Below are 21,616 nucleotides of genomic sequence, written 5' to 3' on the forward strand. Positions count from 1 at the left end.
TTCCAAGTCCTCGCGAGAGGCAAGGCCCCTTTAGCTCAGTCGGCAGAGCGTCTCCATGGTAAGGAGAAGGTCTACGGTTCGATTCCGTAAAGGGGCTCGCGACCTCAGCCGCGTCACGTAAGCGTGTCGCGGCCAGGTTCATGTAAGGCGGTGTAGCTCAGCTGGCAGAGCAAGCGGCTCATAATCGCTGTGTCGCCGGTTCAAGTCCGGCCACCGCTACGCGGTAATCCTGGGTATCCCAGGCCTAGTAGAGAAGGAAATGCTGTGGCTGCCACTGACGTGCGACCGAAGATCACGCTCGCGTGTGAGGAGTGCAAGCACCGCAACTACATCACCAAGAAGAACCGGCGCAACAACCCGGATCGCCTGGAGATGAAGAAGTTCTGCCCGAACTGCGGTACGCACCGGACTCACAAAGAGACCCGCTGAGCGTCTAGCGGTTCTACCTGTCTTACCCGAAGCCGTCCTGGTCACCAGGGCGGCTTCGGGTATTTTTCGGGTTCGGTAGCCTGCTCGGGTGGCCTTGGACCAGTCGTTCACCGGGCGGGTGTACCCGCCGACCAGTACCTATGAAGTGAGTCGCGAGAAGATCCGGGAGTTCGCCGACGCGCTCGGCGACGCGAACCCGCTCTACCGCGACACCGAAGCGGCGAAGGCGGCCGGCTACCGCGACGTCATCGCCCCGCCGACGTTCCTGACGATCATCAACCTCGCCTCGATCAACGCGATCGTCTCGGACCCCGAGCTGGGGCTCGACTATTCGCGGATGGTCCACGGCGACCAGCGGTTCACCTACACGCGGCCGGTGCACGCGGGCGACGTCCTGTCGCTCACCACGTACATCGACAACATCATGACCCGCGCCGGGAACGACTTCATCAACCTGCGCGCCGAGATCTCCGGCGCCGACGGTGGCCCGATCGCCACCACGAACGCCCAGCTCGTGGTCCGAGGGGAGGACGCGTGAGCACGTTCACCGTCGGGGAAGAACTGACACCGCTGACCATCGAGGTCACCCGGGAGCAGCTGGTGCGCTACGCCGGTGCCTCGCTGGACTTCAACCCCATCCACTGGAACGAGGCCTTCGCCAAGGAGGTCGGCCTGCCCGACGTCATCGCGCACGGGATGCTCACCATGGCGCTCGGGGCGCGGCTCGTCACCGACTGGCTCGGCGACCCCGGCCGCCTCGTCGACTACTTCGCGCGCTTCACGCGGCCCGTGGTCGTGCCGAACGACGGCGCGGCGACGATCGAGTTCACCGGGAAGGTCGCCGTGGTCAACGACGACGGCACCGCCCGCGTCGACATCACCGCCAAGTTCGAGGGCAAGGCCGTTCTGGGCAAGGCCCAAGCGGTCGTCCGCGCCTGACCTCAAGTGGAGCAAGGGACCTTTGCTATCACTCGCTTAGCGTGCCTAAGTAAGTGATAGCAAAGGTCCCTTGCTCTCTTTCCGCAGGTCAGCGAGTCGGAGTCGGCCGCGTAGGAGCTTCGCGAGCCTACGAAAGGTCGCTTCGCAGCTTTAAGCCGCGGAAGGGCGCATGACCGGACCAATGAGGTCCACTGTGTGGATTTTGGGACGTTGGATGACCCGAAATCCACACAGTCCCGCATGAAAGGTCCGGTCATGCAGCTCGGCATCCCGAGGCCTCGCCAGTCCGGAGAAACCCCTACGCGAGCTTGAGCAGCTTCTCGATGACCTCCGCCATCCCTTCCGCGCCCCGCGCGTTCGGGTGCAGCGGCGCCGCGGGCACGGAGGGAGCAGGGCCTTCGACCCAGCGCCGGTTCGCGGCGCTGCACATGTCCCGCCCCTTGCTCGCTGTCGACATGTCGGCGAAGCCCGCTTCGTGCTCCTTCGCGGTCTCCTGCAGCGCCGTGTTCAGTCGTTTCAGCGAGTCGCGGAAGTAGGCGACGTCCCCCGCGCCGACGGGCAGGACCGGCCAGCAGCCGGCGTCGTCGTCCGGAAGCACCGTCGGATACCCCACGACCACGATGCGCGCCGACGGGGCTTTCGAGCGGATCTGGTCCAGGATTCCGCCGACCCGCCCCGCCGCGGCGGTGATCCGTTCGGCCAGCTGGTCGCGCCCGCTCGCGGTCAGCTGGGTCTTGCAGGGCGAAGCGGTCTGCACCTGCGTCGCGCACTGGCTCGCGAAGCCGACGAAGCCGACGTCGTTGCCGCCGATCCCGATGGTCACGAGGGTCGTGTCGCCGTCGATGGCGTCGAGTTGCGGAGCGTTCGTGCCGTCCCGGGTCTTCTGCTCACCGGTGAGGTGTTCGGTCGTGGCGCCACCGCAGCTGGCGTCGACGAACTCGGCCGGGCGCAGCTTCGCGGCGAGCAGGCTCGGGTAATTGTTGTCCGAGCGGTCGCAGCCCGGCGGCGCACCCACAGGCCGACCGGTGCCCGGCGACGCCGTGTACGAATCGCCCAGCGCCACGTACCGGCCCGCGCCGTCCGAAACGGTGACTCCCGCAGGTGTCACCGACGTCCCACGCTCCCACAGGTGGTAAGCGATCCCCAGGACGGACAGCACGATCACCAGGAAGAGGCAGCCTCCGCCCGTTCTCCGCTGCGTCACCCGTTCGTTGTACGCGACCTGGGTCACATTTGTCATCGGTCCGCTCGTCGGTGGACGACGCGTGAACGGGTGATCTCCGGTTGCCTGAGACATGGATCACGTTCAGGGTGATGCCGTGACTGCCCCGAGGAAAGGCGAAAACCGTGAGCCTGAACTTGACCAAGCTGGTCGACAAGGCATGGGAGGACAAAGGGATCAGCGAGTTGCTGGACGCGCCCCCGTCCGCTCTCGAAGGCCTGACCAAGAAGCACGACGAACTCCTCGCCGAGCTCAAGATCAAGACCATCCGGGACCTCGGCAACTGGAAGTACGCCGCGAAGGCACACGCGCTCGTTCAGCTCGCCGACGGCGAATCCTGAGCCGCTGAAGGCCCTTCCCGGCGAACGGGGAGGGCCTTCAGTCGCGGGGGACGAGGTCGCGCAGCTCGGCGGCGAGATCGAGGGCGTGGCCGACGTCCCGCGCGAGGTAGTGCGGGTCGACGAAGGCTTCGGCGATCCCGGTTTCGGCAGCCGCCTTCAGCTGCGAGGCGACGTCTTGGAGATCGGTTCCGGGCTTCGGGTTGATCCGCAGGACCCGCCGCAGCGTGCCGGGATCGCGACCCGCCTTCTCGGCCGCGCTCACCACGGTCTCCCAGAGCTTCGCCAGATACGGCGCGGGTAGTCCCGCGGGAAGCCAGCCGTCCGCGCGGCGGCCGACGCGATCCAGCGCCACCGGCGACAGCCCGCCCAGCAACACCGGCGGATGCGGGCTCTGCGCCGGTCGCAAGCCGACCTTCGACGCCGGGATCCGCCAGCGTTCGCCTTCGTGCTCGACAGGGTCTCCGGTCCAGAACTTCCCGAGGACGTCGAGAAGCTCCTCCAGTTGCCCGCCACGGCCCTTCCAGGGCGTGCCCGTCGCCGTGTACTCGTCGCGAAGCCAGCCGATGCCCAAGCCGACGTCCAGGCGGCCGCCGCTCACCTGATCCAGTGAAGTGAGCATCCGGGCGAGCACGACGGCCGGATACACCGTTCCGGTGAGTGTGCTGGTGCCCAGCCGGACCTTGTTCGTGACGCTCGCGGCGACGGTCAGCAGGATGAGCGGATCGGCGAAGGTGACGAACTCGGGCGGGTACGGCCGTTCCCGCGTGCCGCCGGGGTAGAAGTCCGACGGCGAGACCGGGGCCAGCACCCGATCCCCGACCCACAAGGACTCGTACCCGAGCTCTTCGGCGGCCGCGGCGAAACCGGTGACGGCGTCCATCGACGCGAGGGGACCGTATTGCGGAAGGGCGATTCCCAGGCGCATCACGGTCACCGTGCTTCCGCGAGCAGGCTGCCCATCCTGGAGATCCCTTCGGCGAGATCACTTTCGTCCAACGCATAGGAAATCCGGAAGTAGCCAGGGGTCCCGAACGCCTCGCCGGGCACCACGGCGACCTCGGCCTCGCGCAGGATCAGATCGGCCAGCGCCACCGTGTCGGCCGGGCGCGCGCCGCGAATTTCCTTACCTAGCAAGGCTTTCACCGACGGGTACACGTAGAAGGCGCCGAGCGGCACCGGAGTCTCGACGCCAGGGATCTCGGACAGCAGGGAAAGTGCCTTCTGGCGCCGGGAGTCGAAGGCTTCGCGCATCGCGAAAACGGCGTCGAGCGGGCCGCTCACCGCGGCCAGCGCGGCTCGTTGCGCCACGTTCGAAACGTTGCCGCACAAGTGCGACTGGTACGCCGTCGCCGCCTTGACCACGTCTTGCGGACCGAGCAGCCAGCCCACCCGCCAGCCGGTCATCGAGTACGTCTTCGCGACACCGTTGAGGACGATCGTCCGGTCGGCGAGCTCCGGGACCAGGACGGGCATCGAGGGCGCTTCGGCACCGTCGTAGACCAGGTGCTCGTAGATCTCGTCGGTGATGACCCAGAGACCGTTCTCGTGTGCCCAGCGCCCGATCGCCTCGACCTGTTCGCGCGGGTACACCGCGCCGGTCGGGTTCGACGGCGACACGAAAAGCAGCACCTTCGTGCGCGGAGTCCTGGCGGCTTCGAGCTGCTCGACGGTGACCAGATAGCCCGTCGTCTCGTCCGCCGTGACCTGCACCGCGACGCCGCCGGCGAGGGAGATCGACTCCGGGTACGTCGTCCAGTACGGCGCGGGCAGCAGCACCTCGTCGCCGGGGTCGAGCAGCGTCGCGAACGCCGAGTAGACCGCCTGCTTGCCGCCGTTGGTCACCAGGACGCGGCTGGGATCGACCTCGAACCCGGAGTCGCGGACGGTCTTCGCCGCGATCGCCTCGCGCAGCTCCGACAGCCCGCCCGCGGCCGTGTAGCCGTGATTGACCTTGTCCCGGACGGCCGCTTCGGCGGCTTCGAGCACGTTGGCCGGGGTGGGGAAGTCCGGCTGCCCGGCGCCGAACCCGATCACCGGACGGCCCTGCGCCTTGAGCTCCCGGGCCTTCGCGTCGACGGCCAGCGTGGCCGAGGGCGTGATGCCGCCGATGCGAGCCGAGACGCGGGTTGCCGTCGAAGGCGAGGGTGCGGGAGCGCTCATGGCGACATCGTGGCACGATCATGGGGTCGGCCGTGGGGGAGTTTTCCCGCGGAAGTCTGCTCCGCGCCGCTTTGAGGGGCGCGGTTGCGAAGCTGTTCGGGGGTTGCCGTAGACTTCTGGTCTTGGAACGCACTACGGTCATCCCCGCCACGGCGGTGGGGACGATGGAATGCGTCCTCGGGAGCTCCAGAGCATCGGGGCTCCAAAGGGGTGTAGCTCAATTGGCAGAGCAGCGGTCTCCAAAACCGCAGGTTGCAGGTTCAAGTCCTGTCACCCCTGCGTTAGCGAACTGGTGAAGGCGGAGGAGTGGTCGTGAGCGACAGCGACGCCAGCGGTGAGAAGGCGCAGGACGGCGCCGGGCAGAAGCCCGACGAGCAGTCCCGCCCAGTGACCGCCGCTGCCCGGCGTGAGCGCCGTGCGTCCGCGCGCCCGTCCGGTAAGGCCGACGCCAAGTCGGACGACAAGACCCGCCCCGCCGGCAAGGCGAAGGCCGGGGATAAGACCGAGAAGTCCAAGGACGCCAAAGGCACGGCGACCCCGAAGCGCGACCGCAAGCCGAAGCAGGCGTCGATCTTCGCCCGGCTCATGCGCTTCATCCGTGAGGTCTGGGCCGAGCTGCGCAAGGTCATCTGGCCGAACCGCAAGCAGATGGTCACCTACACCGCGGTGGTGCTGGTCTTCGTGGTGTTCATGGTGGCGCTGGTGAGCGGCCTCGACCTGGCCTTCAAAGAGGTCGTCGGTGCCGTCTTCGGCAGCTGAGGCAGCCGGCCGCGGTGCCTGAGGGCGCCGCACGGTGGCCTGCGCCACGGCAACCGATCAACTGAGAGGACGGAACGTGACCTCCGACAACGGCACAGCAGCCGGTCATGAGCTGACCGAGCTTTCCGACGAGCAGGTGCACGCGGCACTCGGCGACGAGCAGTCCGAGCACCTGGACTCCGTCGAGGTGCCCGCCGCAGGCGACGAGGTCGACGAAGCCGGAGATGTCGCGGATGCCGAAGAGGCGCCCGTCGAGACCGACGACACCGCCGCCGAGTCCGGCGAGGACGTCGACCCGGTCGCCAAGCTGCGCGCGGAACTCAACGCCGCTCCCGGTGAGTGGTACGTCGTCCACTCGTACGCGGGTTACGAGAACAAGGTGAAGACCAACCTCGAGACCCGCACCCAGACGCTGGACGTCGAGGACTACATCTTCCAGATCGAGGTCCCGACCGAAGAGGTCACCGAGATCAAGAACGGCCAGCGCAAGCAGGTGCAGCGCAAGGTGCTGCCCGGCTACATCCTGGTCCGCATGGACCTGAACGACGCCTCGTGGAGCGCGGTGCGCAACACGCCGGGTGTCACCGGGTTCGTCGGTGCCACGTCGCGTCCGTCGCCGCTGACCGTGGACGAGGTGCTCAAGTTCCTCGCGCCCAAGGTCGAGACGGCCGCCCCCGCCAAGCCCGGCAAGGGCGAGGCCGCTTCCGCCGAGTCGCAGCTGGGTGCCCCCGCGGTCGAGGTGGACTTCGAGGTCGGCGAGTCGGTCACCGTCATGGACGGCCCGTTCGCGACGCTGCCCGCGACGATCTCCGAGGTCAACGTGGACGGACAGAAGCTGAAGGTCCTGGTGTCGATCTTCGGCCGGGAGACCCCGGTCGAGCTGTCGTTCAACCAGGTCTCCAAGATCTGACGGCCGCCAGACGGCCGGCAGTCCCCGCGTACTGGCAGGTGTGCGGGGGACTCAAGTCAGTAAGAAGGAACAAACGAAATGCCACCCAAGAAGAAGAAGCTTGCGGCGATCATCAAGCTGCAGATCAAGGCGGGTGCGGCCAACCCCGCGCCGCCGGTCGGCCCCGCGCTGGGTCAGCACGGCGTCAACATCATGGAGTTCTGCAAGGCCTACAACGCCGCGACCGAGTCGCAGCGCGGGGACGTCGTCCCGGTCGAGATCTCCGTGTACGAAGACCGCACGTTCGACTTCAAGCTCAAGACGCCGCCGGCCGCGAAGCTGCTGCTGAAGGCCGCGGGCGTGGAGAAGGGTTCCGGCGAGCCGCACAAGACCAAGGTCGCCAAGGTCACCTGGGACCAGGTCCGCGACATCGCGAAGACCAAGGAATCCGACCTGAACGCGCACGACATCGACCAGGCCGCGAAGATCATCGCCGGCACCGCCCGCTCGATGGGCATCACGGTCGTCGACTGAGCTCCACCCAGCACCACCGTGGGAGAGCCAAGTGCTGGCTCCAACACCACACTGATCCGTTGAAGAGTTAAGGACAGAAGCAATGCCCAAGCACAGCAAGGCCTACCGCAAGGCTCTTGAGCTGGTGGACCGCGAGCGGCTCTACGCCCCGCTCGAGGCCGCGAAGCTGGCCAAGGAGACTTCCTCCGCGAAGATGGACGCCACCGTCGAGGTCGCCATGCGCCTCGGTGTCGACCCTCGCAAGGCCGACCAGATGGTCCGCGGCACCGTGAACCTGCCGCACGGCACCGGTAAGACCGCCCGCGTCATTGTCTTCGCCGTTGGTGACAAGGCCGCCGAGGCCGAGGCCGCCGGCGCGGACGTGGTCGGCACCGACGAACTGATCGAGCGCATCCAGGGTGGCTGGCTCGAGTTCGACGCCGCGATCGCGACGCCGGACCAGATGGCGAAGGTCGGCCGTATCGCCCGCATCCTCGGCCCGCGTGGCCTGATGCCGAACCCGAAGACCGGCACCGTGACCCCCGCGGTCGCGAAGGCCGTGACGGACATCAAGGGCGGTAAGATCAACTTCCGCGTGGACAAGCAGGCCAACCTGCACTTCGTCATCGGCAAGGCCTCGTTCGACACCGAGAAGCTGGTGGAGAACTACGCGGCCGCGCTGGACGAGATCCTCCGCGCCAAGCCGTCGTCGGCGAAGGGTCGCTACCTGAAGAAGGTCACGATCTCCACGACGATGGGCCCGGGTGTCCCGGTCGACCCGGCCCGGACCCGCAACCTCCTCTCCGAGGACGCGTGAGTCTGAGTTAGACATCACTGAGAAGGGGGCGGTCCCGCTACGGCGGGGCCGCCCCTTTTTCGTGTTTGCTTGAGGGCATGCCTACCTTCGCGTCGTTCGACGGGCTTCAGCTGAGCTACACCGTTTGGGAAGGCCGAGGGCGTCCGGTACTGCTGCAACACGGTTTCGCCGCCGACACGAACGCCAACTGGATCGCGCCGGGCGTCGTCGACACCATCCAGGACGCGGGGCTGACCGTGATCAGCCTGGACGCGCGCGGCCACGGGCGGTCGGCGAAACCGCACGACGAGGCGAGCTACGGCGACGACGCGATGGTCCGCGACGTGTCGGCGCTGCTCGACACGCTGAACCTCGACGAGGTGTCGATGGTCGGCTACTCGATGGGCGCGATGATCGCGCTTGGCGCCGTGGCCGCCGACCCGCGGATCCGGTGTCTCGCGATCGGCGGGGTCGGTTCGGGGATCGTCGACTTCGGCGGCGTGGACACCCGCGTCGTCACGCCGGAGGCGATCAGCGATGCTCTCCTGGCGGAGGACCCTTCGACGCTTCCGCCGTCTTCGGCGCCGTTTCGTATGCTGGCCGACGCTCTGCGGGCGGACCGGATCGCGCTGGCGGCCGTCGCGCGCGGGACGGCGAACCCGAAACTGGACCTGACGGCGATCGCGGTGCCGACCCTGATCCTGGCCGGGGACACCGACCCGCTGGCCGCGGAACCCGAACGCCTGGCCGCCGCCATCGCCGGCGCCCGCCTGGTCCGCGTGCCCGGCGATCACATGGCCGCCGTCATGCACCCCGCCTTCGGCTCCGCGCTGACCGGCTTCCTGACTTCGCACGACCTCTGACCTGCGTTTAGCCCCCTAATCGCGATCTGGGGTGGAAACGCCCAGGTCAGTTGCCCGTGGGCGGGGCGGGGCAGGGGTTGGGGGAGTTCGCGTGCCCGGTGATCAGCCATTGGCCCATCTCGACTTCCTGCAGGGTGAAGCTGCCCAGCAGGGGGCCACCGCGGATGGTGTACCAGCACGAGTGGATCGTCAGGTTCTGCCGCGGGACCACACTCGACATCGGGCGCACCGCGTAAATGTAGGGCGTGATGTCGGTGACCTTCGCGTTCAGGGCCGGGACGGCGGTCGCGCAGTCCGGGTAGCCGAGGTCGCGGGCGAACTGGGCCTGCGCCTGCTCGCTCATCGACAGGCAGACCTTTTCGACGCGGGTGGCAGGCGGGTACGGCTTGCCGATCGTGTCGTAGATGGCCCGCACCGCCTCCCACGGGTTGGTCGAAAGCACCTGGTTGGTGCGGTGCTTGCCCCCGCCGCCCTGGACGAACGTCGCCGTGTCCTCCCCCGCGTCGCTGGGGAAGATCTGCCGGTAGGCGATGGTCGCGCCGATGCAGATCAGCAGGATCACGATCACCCAGGCGAGAAGCTTCCCGCCCAGACGGCGCAGCCAGCGCGGCGCACGCGGCCGAGGGGCCTTGACGAGTTCACCGGGAGGAGGCCCCGGAGGTACCGGGGGCTGTCCTCCGTAGTGCTGGGTCATGGGCTGCGCGGGCTGCGACGGCACGAGGCCCTGCTGCTGCGCCTCGGTGAACTTCAGATAGTCCTGGAACTGCTGAAACTGCTGGAGCTGGCGCAGTTGTTCCTCGTCCAGCCGGGGCGCGGGCTGACCTCCCGCCTTGGGCTCGATGTCCGTGCCGGGCTCGTTGTCCGGCTTTCCGTCATCACGCTGCTCCGCCACGTCACCATGATGCCTCGCGAGCCCTCCCGCGCACTCCGCCGGTCGCGTTTAGCGGGCTAAACGCGATTTGGCAGGGGGTGCCGCCGGGGACGAAACAGGGTCACGTATTCTTGTCAAGGTTCTACCGAAGACCGCTGGTCTTCTCCCGGTCATCTGGCCTGGAGAACGAAGGCCCCGCTAGGGCGGGCGACCCGCGCAGGAGGAACGAGGCTCGTCCATGACGCATGTCGTCGTGTGCTCTGACGCCCCGCGCCTGTCTGCGCTGGGGCGTTTCGTCGTTTCAGGGCTCTCAAGGCCAGTGGACCACTAGCCAAGAGAGGAGGCGACCATGGCGAAGCCCGACAAGGAGGCGGCCGTCGCCGAGATCGCGGAGAGCTTCCGCAGCAGCTCGGCCACAGTCGTTACCCAGTACACCGGCCTCTCCGTGTCCCAGCTGTCCCAGCTGCGCCGCGCTCTCGGCACCAATGCCAAGTACCGGGTCGCGAAGAACACCCTCGTCAAGCGTGCCGCCACGGACGCCGGAATCGAGGGTCTCGAGGACCTGTTCGTCGGCCCGACCGCGATCGCCTTCGTCGAAGGTGAAGCTGTTGACGCCGCGAAGGCGCTTCGCGACTTCGCGAAGGACAACAACGCGCTTGTGATCAAGGGCGGCTACATGGACGGCAAGACGCTGTCCGTGGACGAGATCACCAAGATCGCCGATCTCGACAGCCGTGAGGTCCTGCTCGCCAAGGCGGCGGGCGCGTTCAAGGCGAAGCTGTCCCAGGCCGCCGCGCTGTTCCAGGCGCCGGCGTCCCAGGTCGCCCGCCTGGCTGCCGCGCTGGAGGAGAAGCAGCGCAACGCCGGTACCGAAGCAGCCGAAGCACCCGCCGAGAGCTGAACACCCCCACCCCCGAACTTTTAGTTCGTTTCAGAGAGGAAAGCCACCATGGCGAAGCTGAGCACCGCCGAGCTGATCGACGCCTTCAAGGAGCTCACCCTTCTTGAGCTGTCCGAGTTCGTGAAGGAATTCGAGACCACCTTCGACGTGACCGCGGCCGCCCCGGCTGCCGTCGTCGCCGCCGCCCCGGGTGCCGCCCCCGCCGCGGCCGCCGAGGAGCAGGACGAGTTCGACGTCGTCCTCGAGTCCGCCGGTGACAAGAAGATCCAGGTCATCAAGGTCGTCCGTGAGGTCGTCTCGGGTCTGGGCCTGAAGGAGGCCAAGGAGCTGGTCGAGGCCGCTCCCAAGGCCCTCCTGGAGAAGGTTGACAAGGAGGCCGCCGAGGCCGCCAAGGAGAAGCTCGAGGCCGCGGGCGCCAAGATCACCATCAAGTGATCCCGGGCGCGTCAGCGCCTAACGCAGCACCGCCGAAGGGGCGGGCATCCACACGGATGCCCGCCCCTTCGCTGTCTCCGGCTCCTCCCGCCCCGACCTGCGTTTAGCCCCCTGATCGCGACGCGTAGCCACGCTAAGCATCTGGGCGCGCCCAGGGCATCGGATCGCGTTTTGCCCGCTAAACGCGATCCGCGCGGCGCGGAGGACGGCAGGGGCCCTGACCTGCGTTTAGCCCCCTAATCGCGATCCGGCCTGGGCAGTGCCGCTGTGGATCTGCGCGCGGGAGTGACGTGCACTACGGTGCTGCAAGCGGTGCACGGGCAGGCGGCGGGCTGCGCGAAAAGTTACCCGTGGGTCTGGCCAGAAAAGAAAACTGGTGAGTAACCTGTTCGCACTCAGCTCGTTGCACCTGGTTGACGCGGGTATCGCTGCGCGAACGCATGCGTCCTCCCGGGCCAGTGGCACGGGAAGGCAGTGCGCGACGACGCGGAACAGCTCCTGGAGGTGCGATGGGTGCCGAGGTGGTCATCGAAGGTCTTTCCAAGTCCTTCGGTAAGCAGGCCATCTGGCGGGACGTCACGCTGACCCTGCCTCCGGGCGAGGTTTCGGCGATGCTCGGTCCGTCCGGAACCGGTAAGTCCGTCTTCTTGAAGTCGATGATCGGTCTGCTCAAGCCGGACCGTGGCCGTTGCATGATCAACGGCGTCGACATCGTGACGTGCTCCGAACACCAGCTCTACGAGGTGCGCAAGCTCTTCGGCGTCCTTTTCCAGGACGGCGCGCTCTTCGGCTCGATGAACCTCTACGACAACGTGGCGTTCCCCCTGCGGGAGCACACGAAGAAGTCGGAGACCGAGGTCCGCCGGATCGTGCTCGAGAAGCTCGAGATGACCGGTCTCAACGGCGCCGACAAGAAGCTGCCCGGCGAGATCTCCGGCGGTATGCGCAAGCGCGCCGGGCTCGCCCGCGCCCTGGTGCTGGACCCGCAGATCATCCTGGTCGACGAGCCGGACTCCGGTCTCGACCCGGTCCGCACCACCTACATCTCCCAGCTCTTCCTCGACGTCAACGCGCAGATCGACGCGACGTTCCTGATCGTCACGCACAACATCAACCTCGCCCGCACCGTCCCGGACAACCTGGGCATGCTCTTCCGCAAGGAACTGGTCATGTTCGGCCCGCGCGAGGTGCTGCTGACCAGTGAGGAGCCGGTCGTCAAGCAGTTCCTCAACGGCAAGATGGACGGCCCCATCGGCATGAGCGAGGAGAAGGACTCGGCCCAGCTCGCCGCGGAGCGCGCGATGTTCGAGGCCGGTCACCACGCGGGCGGTGTCGAGGACGTCAGCGGGGTGCCGCCGCAGATGCAGCCGACGCCCGGCGTGCCGACCCGGATGGGCGCGGTCCGCCGCAAGGACCGCGTCATGCAGATCCTGCACGGCCTGCCGCCCGAGGCGCAGCAGAGCATCATCGAGTCGCTCTCCCCGGAGGAGCAGCAGCGTTACGGTGTCCGCCCGCAGCGCCTCGCGACCGCCGGCCACCGGTCGTCGCCCGCCGAGACCTCGATCCCGAACCACCACCAGGGCCAGCTGCCCGACGACCAGGTCGCCCACATCCCGCATCCCGGGAGAGCGGGCAACCACCGCTTGCGGCCACAAGATCCGGGGTCGGGTGGCGCGTGAGCTCTTCCGCTTCATCGGCGAAGATCCCCGGGATCGGCATGGTGCGCGAGACCGGGAACCTGTTCGCTCTCGGCCTCGACATCGTTCGTGGCATTTTCCAGCGCCCGTTCCAGCTGCGGGAGTTCATCCAGCAGGCCTGGTTCATCGCGAGCGTCACGATCCTGCCGACGGCGCTCGTCGCGATCCCGTTCGGCGCGGTCATCTCGCTGCAGTTCGGATCGCTCGCCCGCCAGCTCGGCGCCCAGTCCTACACGGGCGCCGGGTCGGTGCTCGCCACCGTGCAGCAGGCCAGTCCGCTGGTCACGGCGCTGCTGGTCGCGGGCGCCGGCGGTAGCGCGGTCTGCGCGGACATCGGCGCGCGGACGATCCGCGAAGAGATCGACGCCATGGAGGTGCTCGGGGTCTCCGCGGTGCAGCGCCTGATCGTGCCGCGTGTGCTCGCGATGATGCTGGTGGCGCTCTTGCTGAACGGCATGGTCAGCGTCATCGGCGTGCTCGGCGGGTACTTCTTCAACGTCGTCCTCCAGGGCGGGACGCCGGGCGCGTACCTGGCGAGCTTCTCCGCGCTAGCCCAGCTGCCGGACCTCTGGGTCGGCGAGCTGAAGGCGCTGATCTTCGGCTTCATCGCCGCGGTCGTCGCCTCCTACCGGGGACTGAACCCGTCCGGCGGCCCGAAGGGCGTCGGTGACGCGGTGAACCAGTCGGTCGTCATCACGTTCCTCATGCTGTTCGTGGTGAACTTCGTGATCACGCTGATCTACCTGCAGATCGTGCCCGGAAAGCTGGACTGACGCATGACCTTCCTCCAGGGCGCCAAGCGGGTCGCCAACCGTCCTTTGCAGACTCTGGACAACCTCGGTGACCAGATGTCGTTCTACGGCCGCGCGTTGCTGTGGACGCCGAGGACGCTTCGCCGCTACATGAAAGAAGTTCTACGGCTGCTCGCCGAGGTGAGCTTCGGTTCCGGCTCGCTCGCGGTCATCGGCGGCACGGTCGGCGTGATGGTCGGCCTGACCCTGTTCACCGGTGTCCTCGTCGGTCTTCAGGGTTACTCGGCGCTGAACTCGATCGGCACCTCGGCCTTCACCGGCTTCCTGACCGCCTTCTTCAACACCCGCGAGATCGCCCCGCTGGTCGCCGGGCTCGCGCTTTCGGCGACGGTCGGCGCCGGGTTCACCGCCCAGCTGGGCGCGATGCGTATCTCGGAGGAGATCGACGCGCTCGAGGTCATGGGCGTGCCGAGCCTGCCGTACCTGGTGACCACGCGGATCATCGCCGGTTTCGTCGCGGTCATCCCGCTGTACGTCATCGGCCTGCTGAGTTCGTATCTCGCGTCGCGGTTGGTCGTTATCTACATCTACAACCAGTCAGCGGGTACCTACGACCATTATTTCGACCTGTTCCTACCACCACAGGATGTGTTGTATTCCTTCATCAAGGTGCTGTTGTTCAGCGTCTTGATCATCCTGTCCCATTGCTATTTCGGATACCGGGCCTCCGGTGGCCCCGCCGGTGTCGGCGTGGCCGTCGGTAAAGCGGTCCGGCTGAGCATCGTCACGGTGTCCATCATGAACTTCTTCATCGGTTTCGCGATCTGGGGAACCGACGTCACGGTGAGGATCGCAGGATGATCGCGACAATCCGGCGCAGGCTGCTGGGCCTGCTTCTGGTCGCCGTGCTCATCGGCGGAGTGGCGCTGAGCATCGCGCTGTACCAAAGGGCGTTCACGCCCGTCGTCAGCGTGAAGCTCCAGTCGGGCAACATCGGGAACCAGTTGCTGAAGCAGTCCGACGTGAAGGTCCGCGGTCTGATCGTCGGTTCGGTGAAGGACATCGCCGCGACGCCGGACGGCGCCGAACTCACGCTCGCGCTGAATCCGGAGTCGGCGAAACTGATCCCCCAGAACGTTTCGGCGCGATTCCTGCCGAAGACCTTGTTCGGTGAGCGCTTCGTTTCCCTCGAAATCCCGGACGTGCCTTCGGAGAAGACGATCGCCGAGGGCGACGTGATCACCCAGGACCGTACGTCCGGCGCGGTCGAGCTGGAGCAGGCCTTCGCCCACCTGATGCCGGTCTTGCAGGCCGTCCAGCCGCAGAAGCTGTCGAGCACGCTTTCGGCGATCTCGACCGCGCTCAACGGCCGCGGCGATCAACTCGGCGACACCCTCGCGCAGCTCGGCAATTACGTCGGCGAACTGAACCCGCACGAGCCCAAGCTCCAGCAGAACCTCAAGGAGCTCGCGAAGTTCTCGGACAACCTCGACGCCGTCGCCCCGGATCTGGTGCAGACCCTGGACAACCTGAGCACCACCACCCGCACCGTGGTTGACCAGAAGATGAACCTGGCGAACCTCTACGGCAGCGTCACCCAGGCTTCGGTCGATCTGCAGACGTTCCTGCGGAACAACGCGGACAACCTGATCCGGCTCGCCGACACCGCCCGCCCGACGGCGGAGCTGCTGGCGAAGTACTCGCCGGAGTACCCGTGCGTGATCGGGCAGATGGCGGCCAACCTGCCGAAGATCGACAAGGCCCTCGGCAAGGGCACCGACCGGCCCGGTCTGCACGCGACCATCGAGGTCACCGTCAACCGCGGGCCGTACCTGCCGGGCAAGGACGAGCCGAGGTTCGAGGACAAACGCGGTCCGCGCTGCTACGACCTGAAGCAGTTCCCGGACCCGTTCCCGCAGTACCCGCCGGACGGCCCGATCAAGGACGGCAGCACGGTCAAACCCCCGGCACGCTCGGCGAACGACGGTCTCTCGCCTTCGAACGGCTTCGCGAACTACGGCGGCTACAACGGCGGGGGAGCACCCGGCGGTAGCCCGTCCTACAGCGCGTCCGAATCGGACTTCCTCGCGCAGCTGGTCGCCCCGCAGGTCGGCATGGCCGCGTCGGACGTGCCCGGCTGGGGCTCGCTGCTCGTCGGCCCGCTCTATCGAGGAGCGGAGGTGCACGTCAAATGACTGGAACGGTAGTTGCGCCCCTGGTCGAGAAGGCGGCCGGAGCGCGCGCGCTCCGGCCGGAGGCCTCGCTATCGCGGGGGCAGGCCGCCTTCTCCGCACGACCGCCGGTTTCGGCTGGTAGCCGCGGCCTGGCCAGGCGATCGCGATCGCGCGCGAACGGGGGAAGGGCATGAGGGGTCTGCTCGCTCCGCTGATCAAACTCGGCGCCTTCATCGTCGTCACCGTGCTGTTCACGACCATCCTCGGGATCAGCATCGCCAACGTGAACACCACCAGCACCAACGCCTACAAGGCGCGGTTCAGCGACGCGACCCTCGTGCTGCCCAACGACGACGTCCGCATCGCCGGTGTCCGGGTCGGGCAGGTCAAGGAGGTCCGCATCGTCGACCGGCGTCAGGCCGAGATCGAGTTCGAAGTGGACGCCGGCCGCAAACTGCCCGCCGGGGTGACCGCGCAGATCAAGTTCCGGAACCTGGTCGGCCAGCGCTACCTCTCGCTCGGGCAGGGCACCGACACCTCCGGCAAGACACTGGAGCCCGGCGGGAACATCCCGCTGGAGCGGACCACGCCCGCGCTCGACCTGACGCAGTTGTTCAACGGGTTCAAGCCGCTGTTCACCGCGCTCAACCCGGACGACATCAACAAGCTGTCCTACGAGGTCATCCAGGTCCTTCAGGGCGAGGGCGGCACGGTCGAAAGCCTGTTGAAGCACACCGCGTCGCTGGCCACCACGATCGCCGACAAGGACAAGGTGATCGGCGAGGTCATCGACAATCTGAACTCGGTGCTCGACACGGTCAACGCGCATACGCCGCAGCTGAACGACCTGATCGTCAAGCTGCAGCAGCTGGTCTCCGGGCTGGCCGCGGACCGCGAGCCGATCGGCGACGCCATCGACTCGCTCGGCACCCTCGCCCAGACGACCTCCGGTCTCCTCGGCGAGGCCCGCGAGCCGCTCAAGCAGGACATCGCCGCGCTCGGCACGCTGTCGAAGAACCTCAACGACAGCCAGCCGATCGTCGAGCACTTCATCCAGTTCCTGCCGCAGAAGGTGACGGCGCTGACCCGCACCGCCGACTACGGCTCCTGGTTCAACTTCTTCGCCTGTGAGATGACGGGAGCCGTCGCCCTGCCTCCGCTGATCAACGAACCGATCAACCTGCCGCTGCTGCCGGTGAACCGGGCGAGGTGCACGGCATGAAGTCGTTCCAGAAACGCAATCCGATCCCGATCGCGCTGGTCGGCATCTCGGTGCTGCTGCTCGGTTTCCTCGCCGCGCTCAACTCGGAGGACCTGCCGGTCATCGGCGGCGGGACGACGTACTCCGCGGACTTCAGCGAGGCTTCCGGCCTGCAGGAGGACAACGACGTGCGGGTCGCCGGCGTGAAGGTCGGCAAGGTCTCCGAGATCAAGCTCGACGGCGACAAGGTCCGGATCTCCTTCAAGGTCAAGGACGCCTGGCTGGGTGACAAGACCAGCGCGGCCATCAAGATCAAGACCGTGCTCGGCCAGAAGTACCTGGCGCTCGACCCGCAGGGGCAGCGCACGCTCGACCCGAGCGCGACGATCCCGCGTGAGCGCACGATGTCGCCGTTCGACGTCCTCGACGCCTTCCGCGGGCTTTCGCAGACCGTCGACGACATCGACACGACGCAGCTGGCGAAGAGCTTCGACGTCATCACGGACACGTTCGCGGACACCCCGGCCGACGTGAAGGGCGCCCTGAACGGCCTTTCCCGGCTTTCGGACACCATCGCCAAGCGTGACTCGCAGCTGTCGAGCCTGCTCGCGAACACGCGGCAGGTCTCGCAGACGCTCGTCGACCGCGACGCCGAGTTCCAGAAGCTGCTCGCCGACGGCAACAAGCTGCTCGGCGAGGTGGCCAAGCGCAAAGACGCGATCTCCGCGCTGCTGGACGGCTCGCGCAACCTCGCCACCCAGCTCAAGGGCCTGGTCGACGACAACGACGCGCAGCTCGACCCGGTGCTCACCCAGCTCGACCAGCTGACCTCGATGCTCCAGCGCAACCAGGACGCCCTCGGCCAGGGCATCGCGCGGTTCGCGCCGTTCATCCGGGTGTTCACGAACACGATCGGCAACGGCCGCTGGTTCGACAACTACATCTGCGGACTGGTCCTGCCGTCGTTCGGGCCGATCAACGAGAAAGGGTGCTACGAGAAATGAGTACCCGTCTCGGAGCCGGACTGGCTCGCGGCTTCACCATCGCGATCGTGCTCGCGCTGGTCGTCGCCGGCGCGCTGTGGTGGACGCTCAAGGACGCCGGCCGCAACCACGTGACCGCGTACTTCGCCGGCACCGTCGGCCTCTACGAGGGCAACAGTGTCCGCATGCTCGGCGTCGACATGGGCACGGTCACCAAGATCCAGCCGATGGGCAACCAGGTCCGCGTCGAACTCGAGTACGACCGTTCGGTGGCCGTGCCCGCGGACGCGAAGGCGATCATCGTGTCGCCGTCCCTGGTCAGCGACCGCTATGTGCAGCTCGCCCCGGCCTACAAGGGCGGCCCGCGGATCGCCGACGGCGCGGTCATCGGGCTCGACCGCACCGAGGTGCCTCTGGAAGTCGACGAACTCGCCGCCAGCCTCTCCCGGGTCAGCAAGTCGCTCGGGCCCAACGGCGCCAACAAGAACGGTTCGCTGTCGAACCTGCTCGACACCGCCGCGAAGAACTTCGACGGCAACGGGCAGGCGCTGCACGACACGATCACGAAACTCGGCCAGGCGGCGGGCACGTTGTCCGGGAACAAGGACGACCTGTTCAAGACCGTCGAGAACCTCGGCTCGTTCTCGCAGACGCTGGTGAACAGCGACAAGCAGGTCCGCGACTTCGAGCGGCAGCTCGCCGACGTCAGCGGATTCCTCGCGGGCGAACGGGAAAACCTTTCGGCCACGGTGAAGCAGCTGTCCGACACGCTCACCGCGGTGCAGGCGTTCATCGAGAAGAACCGCGACCGGCTCAAGTCCAATGTGGACAAGCTGGCCAGCGTGACCAAGGTGCTCGTGGACCAGCGCGGCGCGCTCGCCGAGATCCTCGACGTCGCCCCGGTCGGCCTCGGGAACCTGGTCAACACCTACAACGCCTCGTCGGGCACGCTCGACGCGCGGGCCAACCTCAACGAGCTCACCCAGCCGCCGCTGGTGATGGTGTGCAACCTGCTCAAGCAGACCCCGGACGCGCTCGACGCGCTGGGCGACGCGTGCAAGGGGGTCGCCGGACTGGTCGACGGGCTGGTGCCGCTGCCGTCGATCGCGCAGGTGATCCAGTCTTCGCAGGCGGGCCAGTTGCCGCCGCTTCCGCTCCCGATCGCCGGTGAGCTCTACGGTTCGGGGGCGAAGTGATGAAGAAGATCGCTCTTATCGCCTCCGGGACGGTCGCGGCGCTGACGTTGAGCGGCTGCGGGTTCAGCGGGATCTACGACGTCCCGCTGCCCGGTGGCGCCGAACTCGGCGACCATCCGTACACGGTCAAGGTGCAGTTCCGGGACGTGCTCGACCTGACCCCGCAGGCCGGGGTGAAGGTCAACGAGGTCGCCATCGGCCGTGTCGAAGCGATCGGGCTGACCCAGGACGGCTGGAACGCCGAGGTCACCCTCCGGGTCAACGGCGACGTGAAGCTGCCGGCGAACGCGCTCGCCAACGTCAAGCAGTCCAGCCTCCTCGGTGAGAAGTACGTCGAGCTGGCGGCGCCCGCCGACGGGCAGGGCAAGCTCGCCGACAACGCCGTGATCCCGCTGGCCCGCACGAACCGCAGCGTCGAGGTCGAAGAACTGCTCGGCGCGCTTTCGCTGCTGCTCAACGGTGGCGGGGTCGAACAGCTCAACACCATCACCAAGGAACTCAACAACGCCACCACCGGCCGCTCGCCGGAGCTCAAGGCGCTGCTGAACAACACCAACGAGCTGGTCACGAACCTGGACAAGCAGTCCGCGAACATCACGCGGGCGCTCGACGGGCTGAACCGGCTCTCGCTCACCCTGAACGGCCAGAAGGACAAGCTGGTCGGCGCGGTCGACAACCTCGGCCCCGGTCTCGGCGTGCTGGAGCAGCAGCGCGGTCAGCTGGTGACCATGCTGAACGCGCTCAACCACCTCTCCGGGGTCGCCGTCGACACGGTGAACAAGAGCAAGGAAGACCTCGTCGCCGACCTCAAGGCGCTGCAGCCGACGCTGCAGAAGCTCGGCGAGGCGGGCTCGGATCTGCCGAAGGCGCTGGAGATCCTGCTGACCTTCCCGTTCAGCGACGCCGCCTACGACGGCGTCAAGGGCGACTACTTCAACCTATTCGCGAAGATCGACCTGAACCTGAACGAGATCCTCAAGAACCTCGGCCGCAGCCGGGAGAACCCGCTCAAGGACGCCATCCCGGTCCCGGGGCTGACCGGCGGCACCGAAGGGCCGGGCGCGAACCCGCCGCTGCCGATCCCGGACAGCGTCGGCGGTGTCGCCGGCGGCCAGGCGAGCGCGCCGCAGGGCGGCGGACAGCCGCAACAGACCGGACCCGCCGGTATCTTCGGCGTGCTGTCGGGAGGTGCCGGCTGATGCTGGTCCGTAGGACGAAGATCCAGCTGGTCGCGTTCGCGATCATCTCCGTGGTCGCCATCGTGTACGCGCTGATCCGGTTCGCCGGGCTCGGCCAGGTCTTCGGCGACGAGGGCTACACGGTGAAACTGCAGCTCAAGCAGTCGGGAGGCATCTTCCAGAACGCCGAGGTCACGTACCGGGGCTTCAACATCGGCCGGGTCGGCGAACTGCGCCTGACCAAGACCGGGCTGGAGGCGGACCTCAACATCTCGCCGGACGCCCCGCGGGTGCCCGCCGATCTCGATGCCGTCGTCGCGAACCGGTCGGCGGTCGGTGAACAGTTCGTCGACCTGCGGCCGAAGAGCGAGAACGGGCCGTTCCTGAACTCGGGTTCGGTCATCCCGGCCGACAAGGTCAAGACGCCCGTGCCCACCGAGCAGCTCATCGGTGACCTCGACAGCCTCGCGGCCTCGGTGCCGACCGACTCGCTGCGCAAGGTCGTCGACGAGTCGTACAACGCCTTCAACGGCACCGGCCCGGACCTGCAGCGGCTGCTCGACACCGCGCGGAGCTTCACCGCGACCGCGCAGGAGTATCTGCCGCAGACCGTCCAGCTGCTGGAAAAGGGCGGGCAGGTCCTCGAAACGCAGAACGACATGGCGAGCTCGATGAAGTCGTTCAGCGCGGACCTCAACAAGCTCTCCGGCACACTGAAGAACTCCGACGCCGACATCCGGAAGCTGATCGGGATCACCCCGCAGGTGGCGAACCAGATCAGCGAGGTGCTCGCCGAATCCGGACCGGGGCTGGGCGCGCTGACGGCGAACCTGCTCACGACGTCGAACCTGCTCGTGACCCGGCTCGACGGGCTCGAGCAGGGCCTGGTGACGTACCCGATGCTGGCCGCGGGCGCGAACAGCGTCGCCAACGACGGCACCGCGCACCTGGGCCTCGCGCTCAACCTGTTCAACCCGCCTTCGTGCACCAAGGGTTACATCGGCCTCGACAAGTACCGCGAAGGCACCGACACGACGCCTCGCGCGCCGAAGGACGACGCGTACTGCGCCGAGCCGAAGGGCAGCCCGATCAACGTGCGCGGTTCGCAGAACGTGCCGTACAACGGGGTCCCGCAGATCCCGTCGGAAGGCGACGTCGCGGCGAACGCCGGCCGCTCGGCCGAGGAACTGGCCAGCCTGCGCGCGGCACAGGGCATGCCGAGCGTCCTGCAGAGCCCAGGGGTCAGCCTGCCCACCCTCGGCACGCTGCTGGGCCTGCCCGGCTGAGGCCGAGACCGTATATCTAACCTGGAGTGTC

Annotated in this window: 24 protein-coding genes and 3 tRNA genes; 23 read left to right on the forward strand and 4 right to left on the reverse strand. The window is 67.4% G+C overall.

Features of this window, described 5'->3' with window-relative positions; genetic code table 11:
• Positions 1 to 24 precede the first annotated feature (24 nt).
• The 5 genes from AC0685_RS08140 to AC0685_RS08160 all read left to right on the forward strand — a co-directional run bounded on the left by AC0685_RS08140 (position 25) and on the right by AC0685_RS08160 (position 1,368).
• Positions 25 to 97: transfer RNA gene (locus AC0685_RS08140), tRNA-Thr, on the forward strand.
• Between the two features lie 49 nt (positions 98 to 146).
• Positions 147 to 219, forward strand: a tRNA-Met gene (locus tag AC0685_RS08145).
• A 45-nt stretch (positions 220 to 264) separates the two neighbouring features.
• The gene (gene rpmG, locus AC0685_RS08150) at positions 265 to 429 is read left to right on the forward strand and encodes a 50S ribosomal protein L33 (RefSeq protein WP_005152047.1); all 165 of its coding nucleotides are present in this window, start codon (positions 265 to 267) and stop codon (positions 427 to 429) included.
• Between the two features lie 88 nt (positions 430 to 517).
• Positions 518 to 967, forward strand: coding sequence for a MaoC family dehydratase N-terminal domain-containing protein (locus tag AC0685_RS08155; protein WP_478224943.1), 450 nt, complete (start codon positions 518 to 520; stop codon positions 965 to 967).
• Complete coding sequence (locus tag AC0685_RS08160) at positions 964 to 1,368, forward strand: MaoC/PaaZ C-terminal domain-containing protein (RefSeq protein ID WP_478224944.1); 405 nt, start codon at positions 964 to 966, stop codon at positions 1,366 to 1,368. The genes AC0685_RS08155 and AC0685_RS08160 overlap by 4 nt, the downstream gene beginning before the upstream one ends.
• A gap of 298 nt (positions 1,369 to 1,666) precedes the next feature.
• Here AC0685_RS08160 and AC0685_RS08165 read toward each other — a convergent pair whose 3' ends face one another.
• Positions 1,667 to 2,599 carry an SGNH/GDSL hydrolase family protein gene (locus tag AC0685_RS08165; RefSeq protein WP_478225224.1) on the reverse strand — a complete coding sequence of 311 codons (933 nt, stop codon included), beginning with the start codon at positions 2,597 to 2,599 and terminating at the stop codon, positions 1,667 to 1,669.
• Between the two features lie 116 nt (positions 2,600 to 2,715).
• On the opposite strand from AC0685_RS08165, the gene AC0685_RS08170 reads away from it, so the two are divergent.
• The gene (locus AC0685_RS08170) at positions 2,716 to 2,931 is read left to right on the forward strand and encodes a hypothetical protein (protein ID WP_378434200.1); all 216 of its coding nucleotides are present in this window, start codon (positions 2,716 to 2,718) and stop codon (positions 2,929 to 2,931) included.
• Positions 2,932 to 2,968: 37 nt separating this feature from the next.
• Here AC0685_RS08170 and AC0685_RS08175 read toward each other — a convergent pair whose 3' ends face one another.
• Together AC0685_RS08175 and AC0685_RS08180 are read right to left on the reverse strand one after the other, a co-directional pair.
• Positions 2,969 to 3,865, reverse strand: coding sequence for a TIGR03619 family F420-dependent LLM class oxidoreductase (locus AC0685_RS08175; RefSeq protein ID WP_478224945.1), 897 nt, complete (start codon positions 3,863 to 3,865; stop codon positions 2,969 to 2,971).
• The gene (locus AC0685_RS08180) at positions 3,862 to 5,091 is read right to left on the reverse strand and encodes a pyridoxal phosphate-dependent aminotransferase (RefSeq protein WP_478224946.1); all 1,230 of its coding nucleotides are present in this window, start codon (positions 5,089 to 5,091) and stop codon (positions 3,862 to 3,864) included. Before AC0685_RS08180 ends, AC0685_RS08175 begins: the two co-directional genes overlap by 4 nt.
• 206 nt (positions 5,092 to 5,297) lie before the next feature.
• Between AC0685_RS08180 and AC0685_RS08185 the strand changes: the two genes are divergently transcribed.
• The 6 genes from AC0685_RS08185 to AC0685_RS08210 all read left to right on the forward strand — a co-directional run bounded on the left by AC0685_RS08185 (position 5,298) and on the right by AC0685_RS08210 (position 8,911).
• Positions 5,298 to 5,370 (forward strand) — tRNA-Trp (locus AC0685_RS08185).
• Positions 5,371 to 5,397: 27 nt separating this feature from the next.
• Positions 5,398 to 5,850 carry a preprotein translocase subunit SecE gene (secE, locus tag AC0685_RS08190; protein WP_007031001.1) on the forward strand — a complete coding sequence of 151 codons (453 nt, stop codon included), beginning with the start codon at positions 5,398 to 5,400 and terminating at the stop codon, positions 5,848 to 5,850.
• 76 nt (positions 5,851 to 5,926) lie between these two features.
• Complete coding sequence (nusG, locus tag AC0685_RS08195; protein WP_478224947.1) at positions 5,927 to 6,760, forward strand: transcription termination/antitermination protein NusG; 834 nt, start codon at positions 5,927 to 5,929, stop codon at positions 6,758 to 6,760.
• Between the two features lie 78 nt (positions 6,761 to 6,838).
• Positions 6,839 to 7,273: a 50S ribosomal protein L11 gene (rplK, locus tag AC0685_RS08200; protein WP_005152062.1), complete on the forward strand. Its 435-nt coding sequence runs from the start codon at positions 6,839 to 6,841 to the stop codon at positions 7,271 to 7,273.
• Positions 7,274 to 7,355: 82 nt separating this feature from the next.
• Complete coding sequence (gene rplA / locus AC0685_RS08205; RefSeq protein WP_007031003.1) at positions 7,356 to 8,069, forward strand: 50S ribosomal protein L1; 714 nt, start codon at positions 7,356 to 7,358, stop codon at positions 8,067 to 8,069.
• 77 nt (positions 8,070 to 8,146) lie between these two features.
• Positions 8,147 to 8,911, forward strand: coding sequence for an alpha/beta fold hydrolase (locus AC0685_RS08210; RefSeq protein ID WP_478224948.1), 765 nt, complete (start codon positions 8,147 to 8,149; stop codon positions 8,909 to 8,911).
• Between the two features lie 46 nt (positions 8,912 to 8,957).
• On the opposite strand, the gene AC0685_RS08215 is transcribed toward AC0685_RS08210, so the two are convergent.
• Positions 8,958 to 9,803: a hypothetical protein gene (locus AC0685_RS08215; protein WP_478224949.1), complete on the reverse strand. Its 846-nt coding sequence runs from the start codon at positions 9,801 to 9,803 to the stop codon at positions 8,958 to 8,960.
• Between the two features lie 328 nt (positions 9,804 to 10,131).
• Here AC0685_RS08215 and rplJ point away from each other — a divergent pair, with 328 nt between their 5' ends.
• The 11 genes from rplJ to AC0685_RS08270 all read left to right on the forward strand — a co-directional run bounded on the left by rplJ (position 10,132) and on the right by AC0685_RS08270 (position 21,585).
• Positions 10,132 to 10,683: a 50S ribosomal protein L10 gene (rplJ, locus tag AC0685_RS08220; protein ID WP_034304192.1), complete on the forward strand. Its 552-nt coding sequence runs from the start codon at positions 10,132 to 10,134 to the stop codon at positions 10,681 to 10,683.
• A gap of 48 nt (positions 10,684 to 10,731) precedes the next feature.
• Positions 10,732 to 11,118: a 50S ribosomal protein L7/L12 gene (gene rplL / locus AC0685_RS08225; RefSeq protein ID WP_034304194.1), complete on the forward strand. Its 387-nt coding sequence runs from the start codon at positions 10,732 to 10,734 to the stop codon at positions 11,116 to 11,118.
• A 509-nt stretch (positions 11,119 to 11,627) separates the two neighbouring features.
• A complete protein-coding gene (locus tag AC0685_RS08230) occupies positions 11,628 to 12,797 on the forward strand; it encodes an ABC transporter ATP-binding protein (protein WP_478224950.1) in 1,170 nt (389 codons plus the stop codon).
• A 38-nt stretch (positions 12,798 to 12,835) separates the two neighbouring features.
• Positions 12,836 to 13,588 (forward strand): MlaE family ABC transporter permease, encoded by a 753-nt coding sequence (locus AC0685_RS08235; RefSeq protein ID WP_125732839.1) that lies wholly within the window; start codon positions 12,836 to 12,838, stop codon positions 13,586 to 13,588.
• Between the two features lie 3 nt (positions 13,589 to 13,591).
• Entirely contained in the window at positions 13,592 to 14,428 is an 837-nt protein-coding gene (locus AC0685_RS08240; RefSeq protein ID WP_016331063.1) for an MlaE family ABC transporter permease, read from the forward strand.
• Positions 14,425 to 15,762, forward strand: coding sequence for an MCE family protein (locus AC0685_RS08245; RefSeq protein ID WP_478224951.1), 1,338 nt, complete (start codon positions 14,425 to 14,427; stop codon positions 15,760 to 15,762). The genes AC0685_RS08240 and AC0685_RS08245 overlap by 4 nt, the downstream gene beginning before the upstream one ends.
• Before the next feature lie 169 nt (positions 15,763 to 15,931).
• On the forward strand, positions 15,932 to 16,963 hold the full coding sequence (locus AC0685_RS08250) for an MCE family protein (protein WP_478224952.1): 1,032 nt from the start codon (positions 15,932 to 15,934) through the stop codon (positions 16,961 to 16,963).
• On the forward strand, positions 16,960 to 17,946 hold the full coding sequence (locus AC0685_RS08255; RefSeq protein ID WP_478224953.1) for an MCE family protein: 987 nt from the start codon (positions 16,960 to 16,962) through the stop codon (positions 17,944 to 17,946). The genes AC0685_RS08250 and AC0685_RS08255 overlap by 4 nt, the downstream gene beginning before the upstream one ends.
• Positions 17,943 to 19,121, forward strand: a complete 1,179-nt coding sequence (locus tag AC0685_RS08260) for an MCE family protein (RefSeq protein WP_340684773.1) — start codon at positions 17,943 to 17,945, stop codon at positions 19,119 to 19,121. Before AC0685_RS08255 ends, AC0685_RS08260 begins: the two co-directional genes overlap by 4 nt.
• A complete protein-coding gene (locus AC0685_RS08265) occupies positions 19,121 to 20,320 on the forward strand; it encodes an MCE family protein (RefSeq protein WP_478224954.1) in 1,200 nt (399 codons plus the stop codon). The genes AC0685_RS08260 and AC0685_RS08265 overlap by 1 nt, the downstream gene beginning before the upstream one ends.
• Positions 20,320 to 21,585, forward strand: coding sequence for an MCE family protein (locus tag AC0685_RS08270; protein ID WP_478224955.1), 1,266 nt, complete (start codon positions 20,320 to 20,322; stop codon positions 21,583 to 21,585). The genes AC0685_RS08265 and AC0685_RS08270 overlap by 1 nt, the downstream gene beginning before the upstream one ends.
• Positions 21,586 to 21,616 lie beyond the last annotated feature (31 nt).

Source organism: Amycolatopsis sp. NPDC043889 (assembly GCF_056435645.1).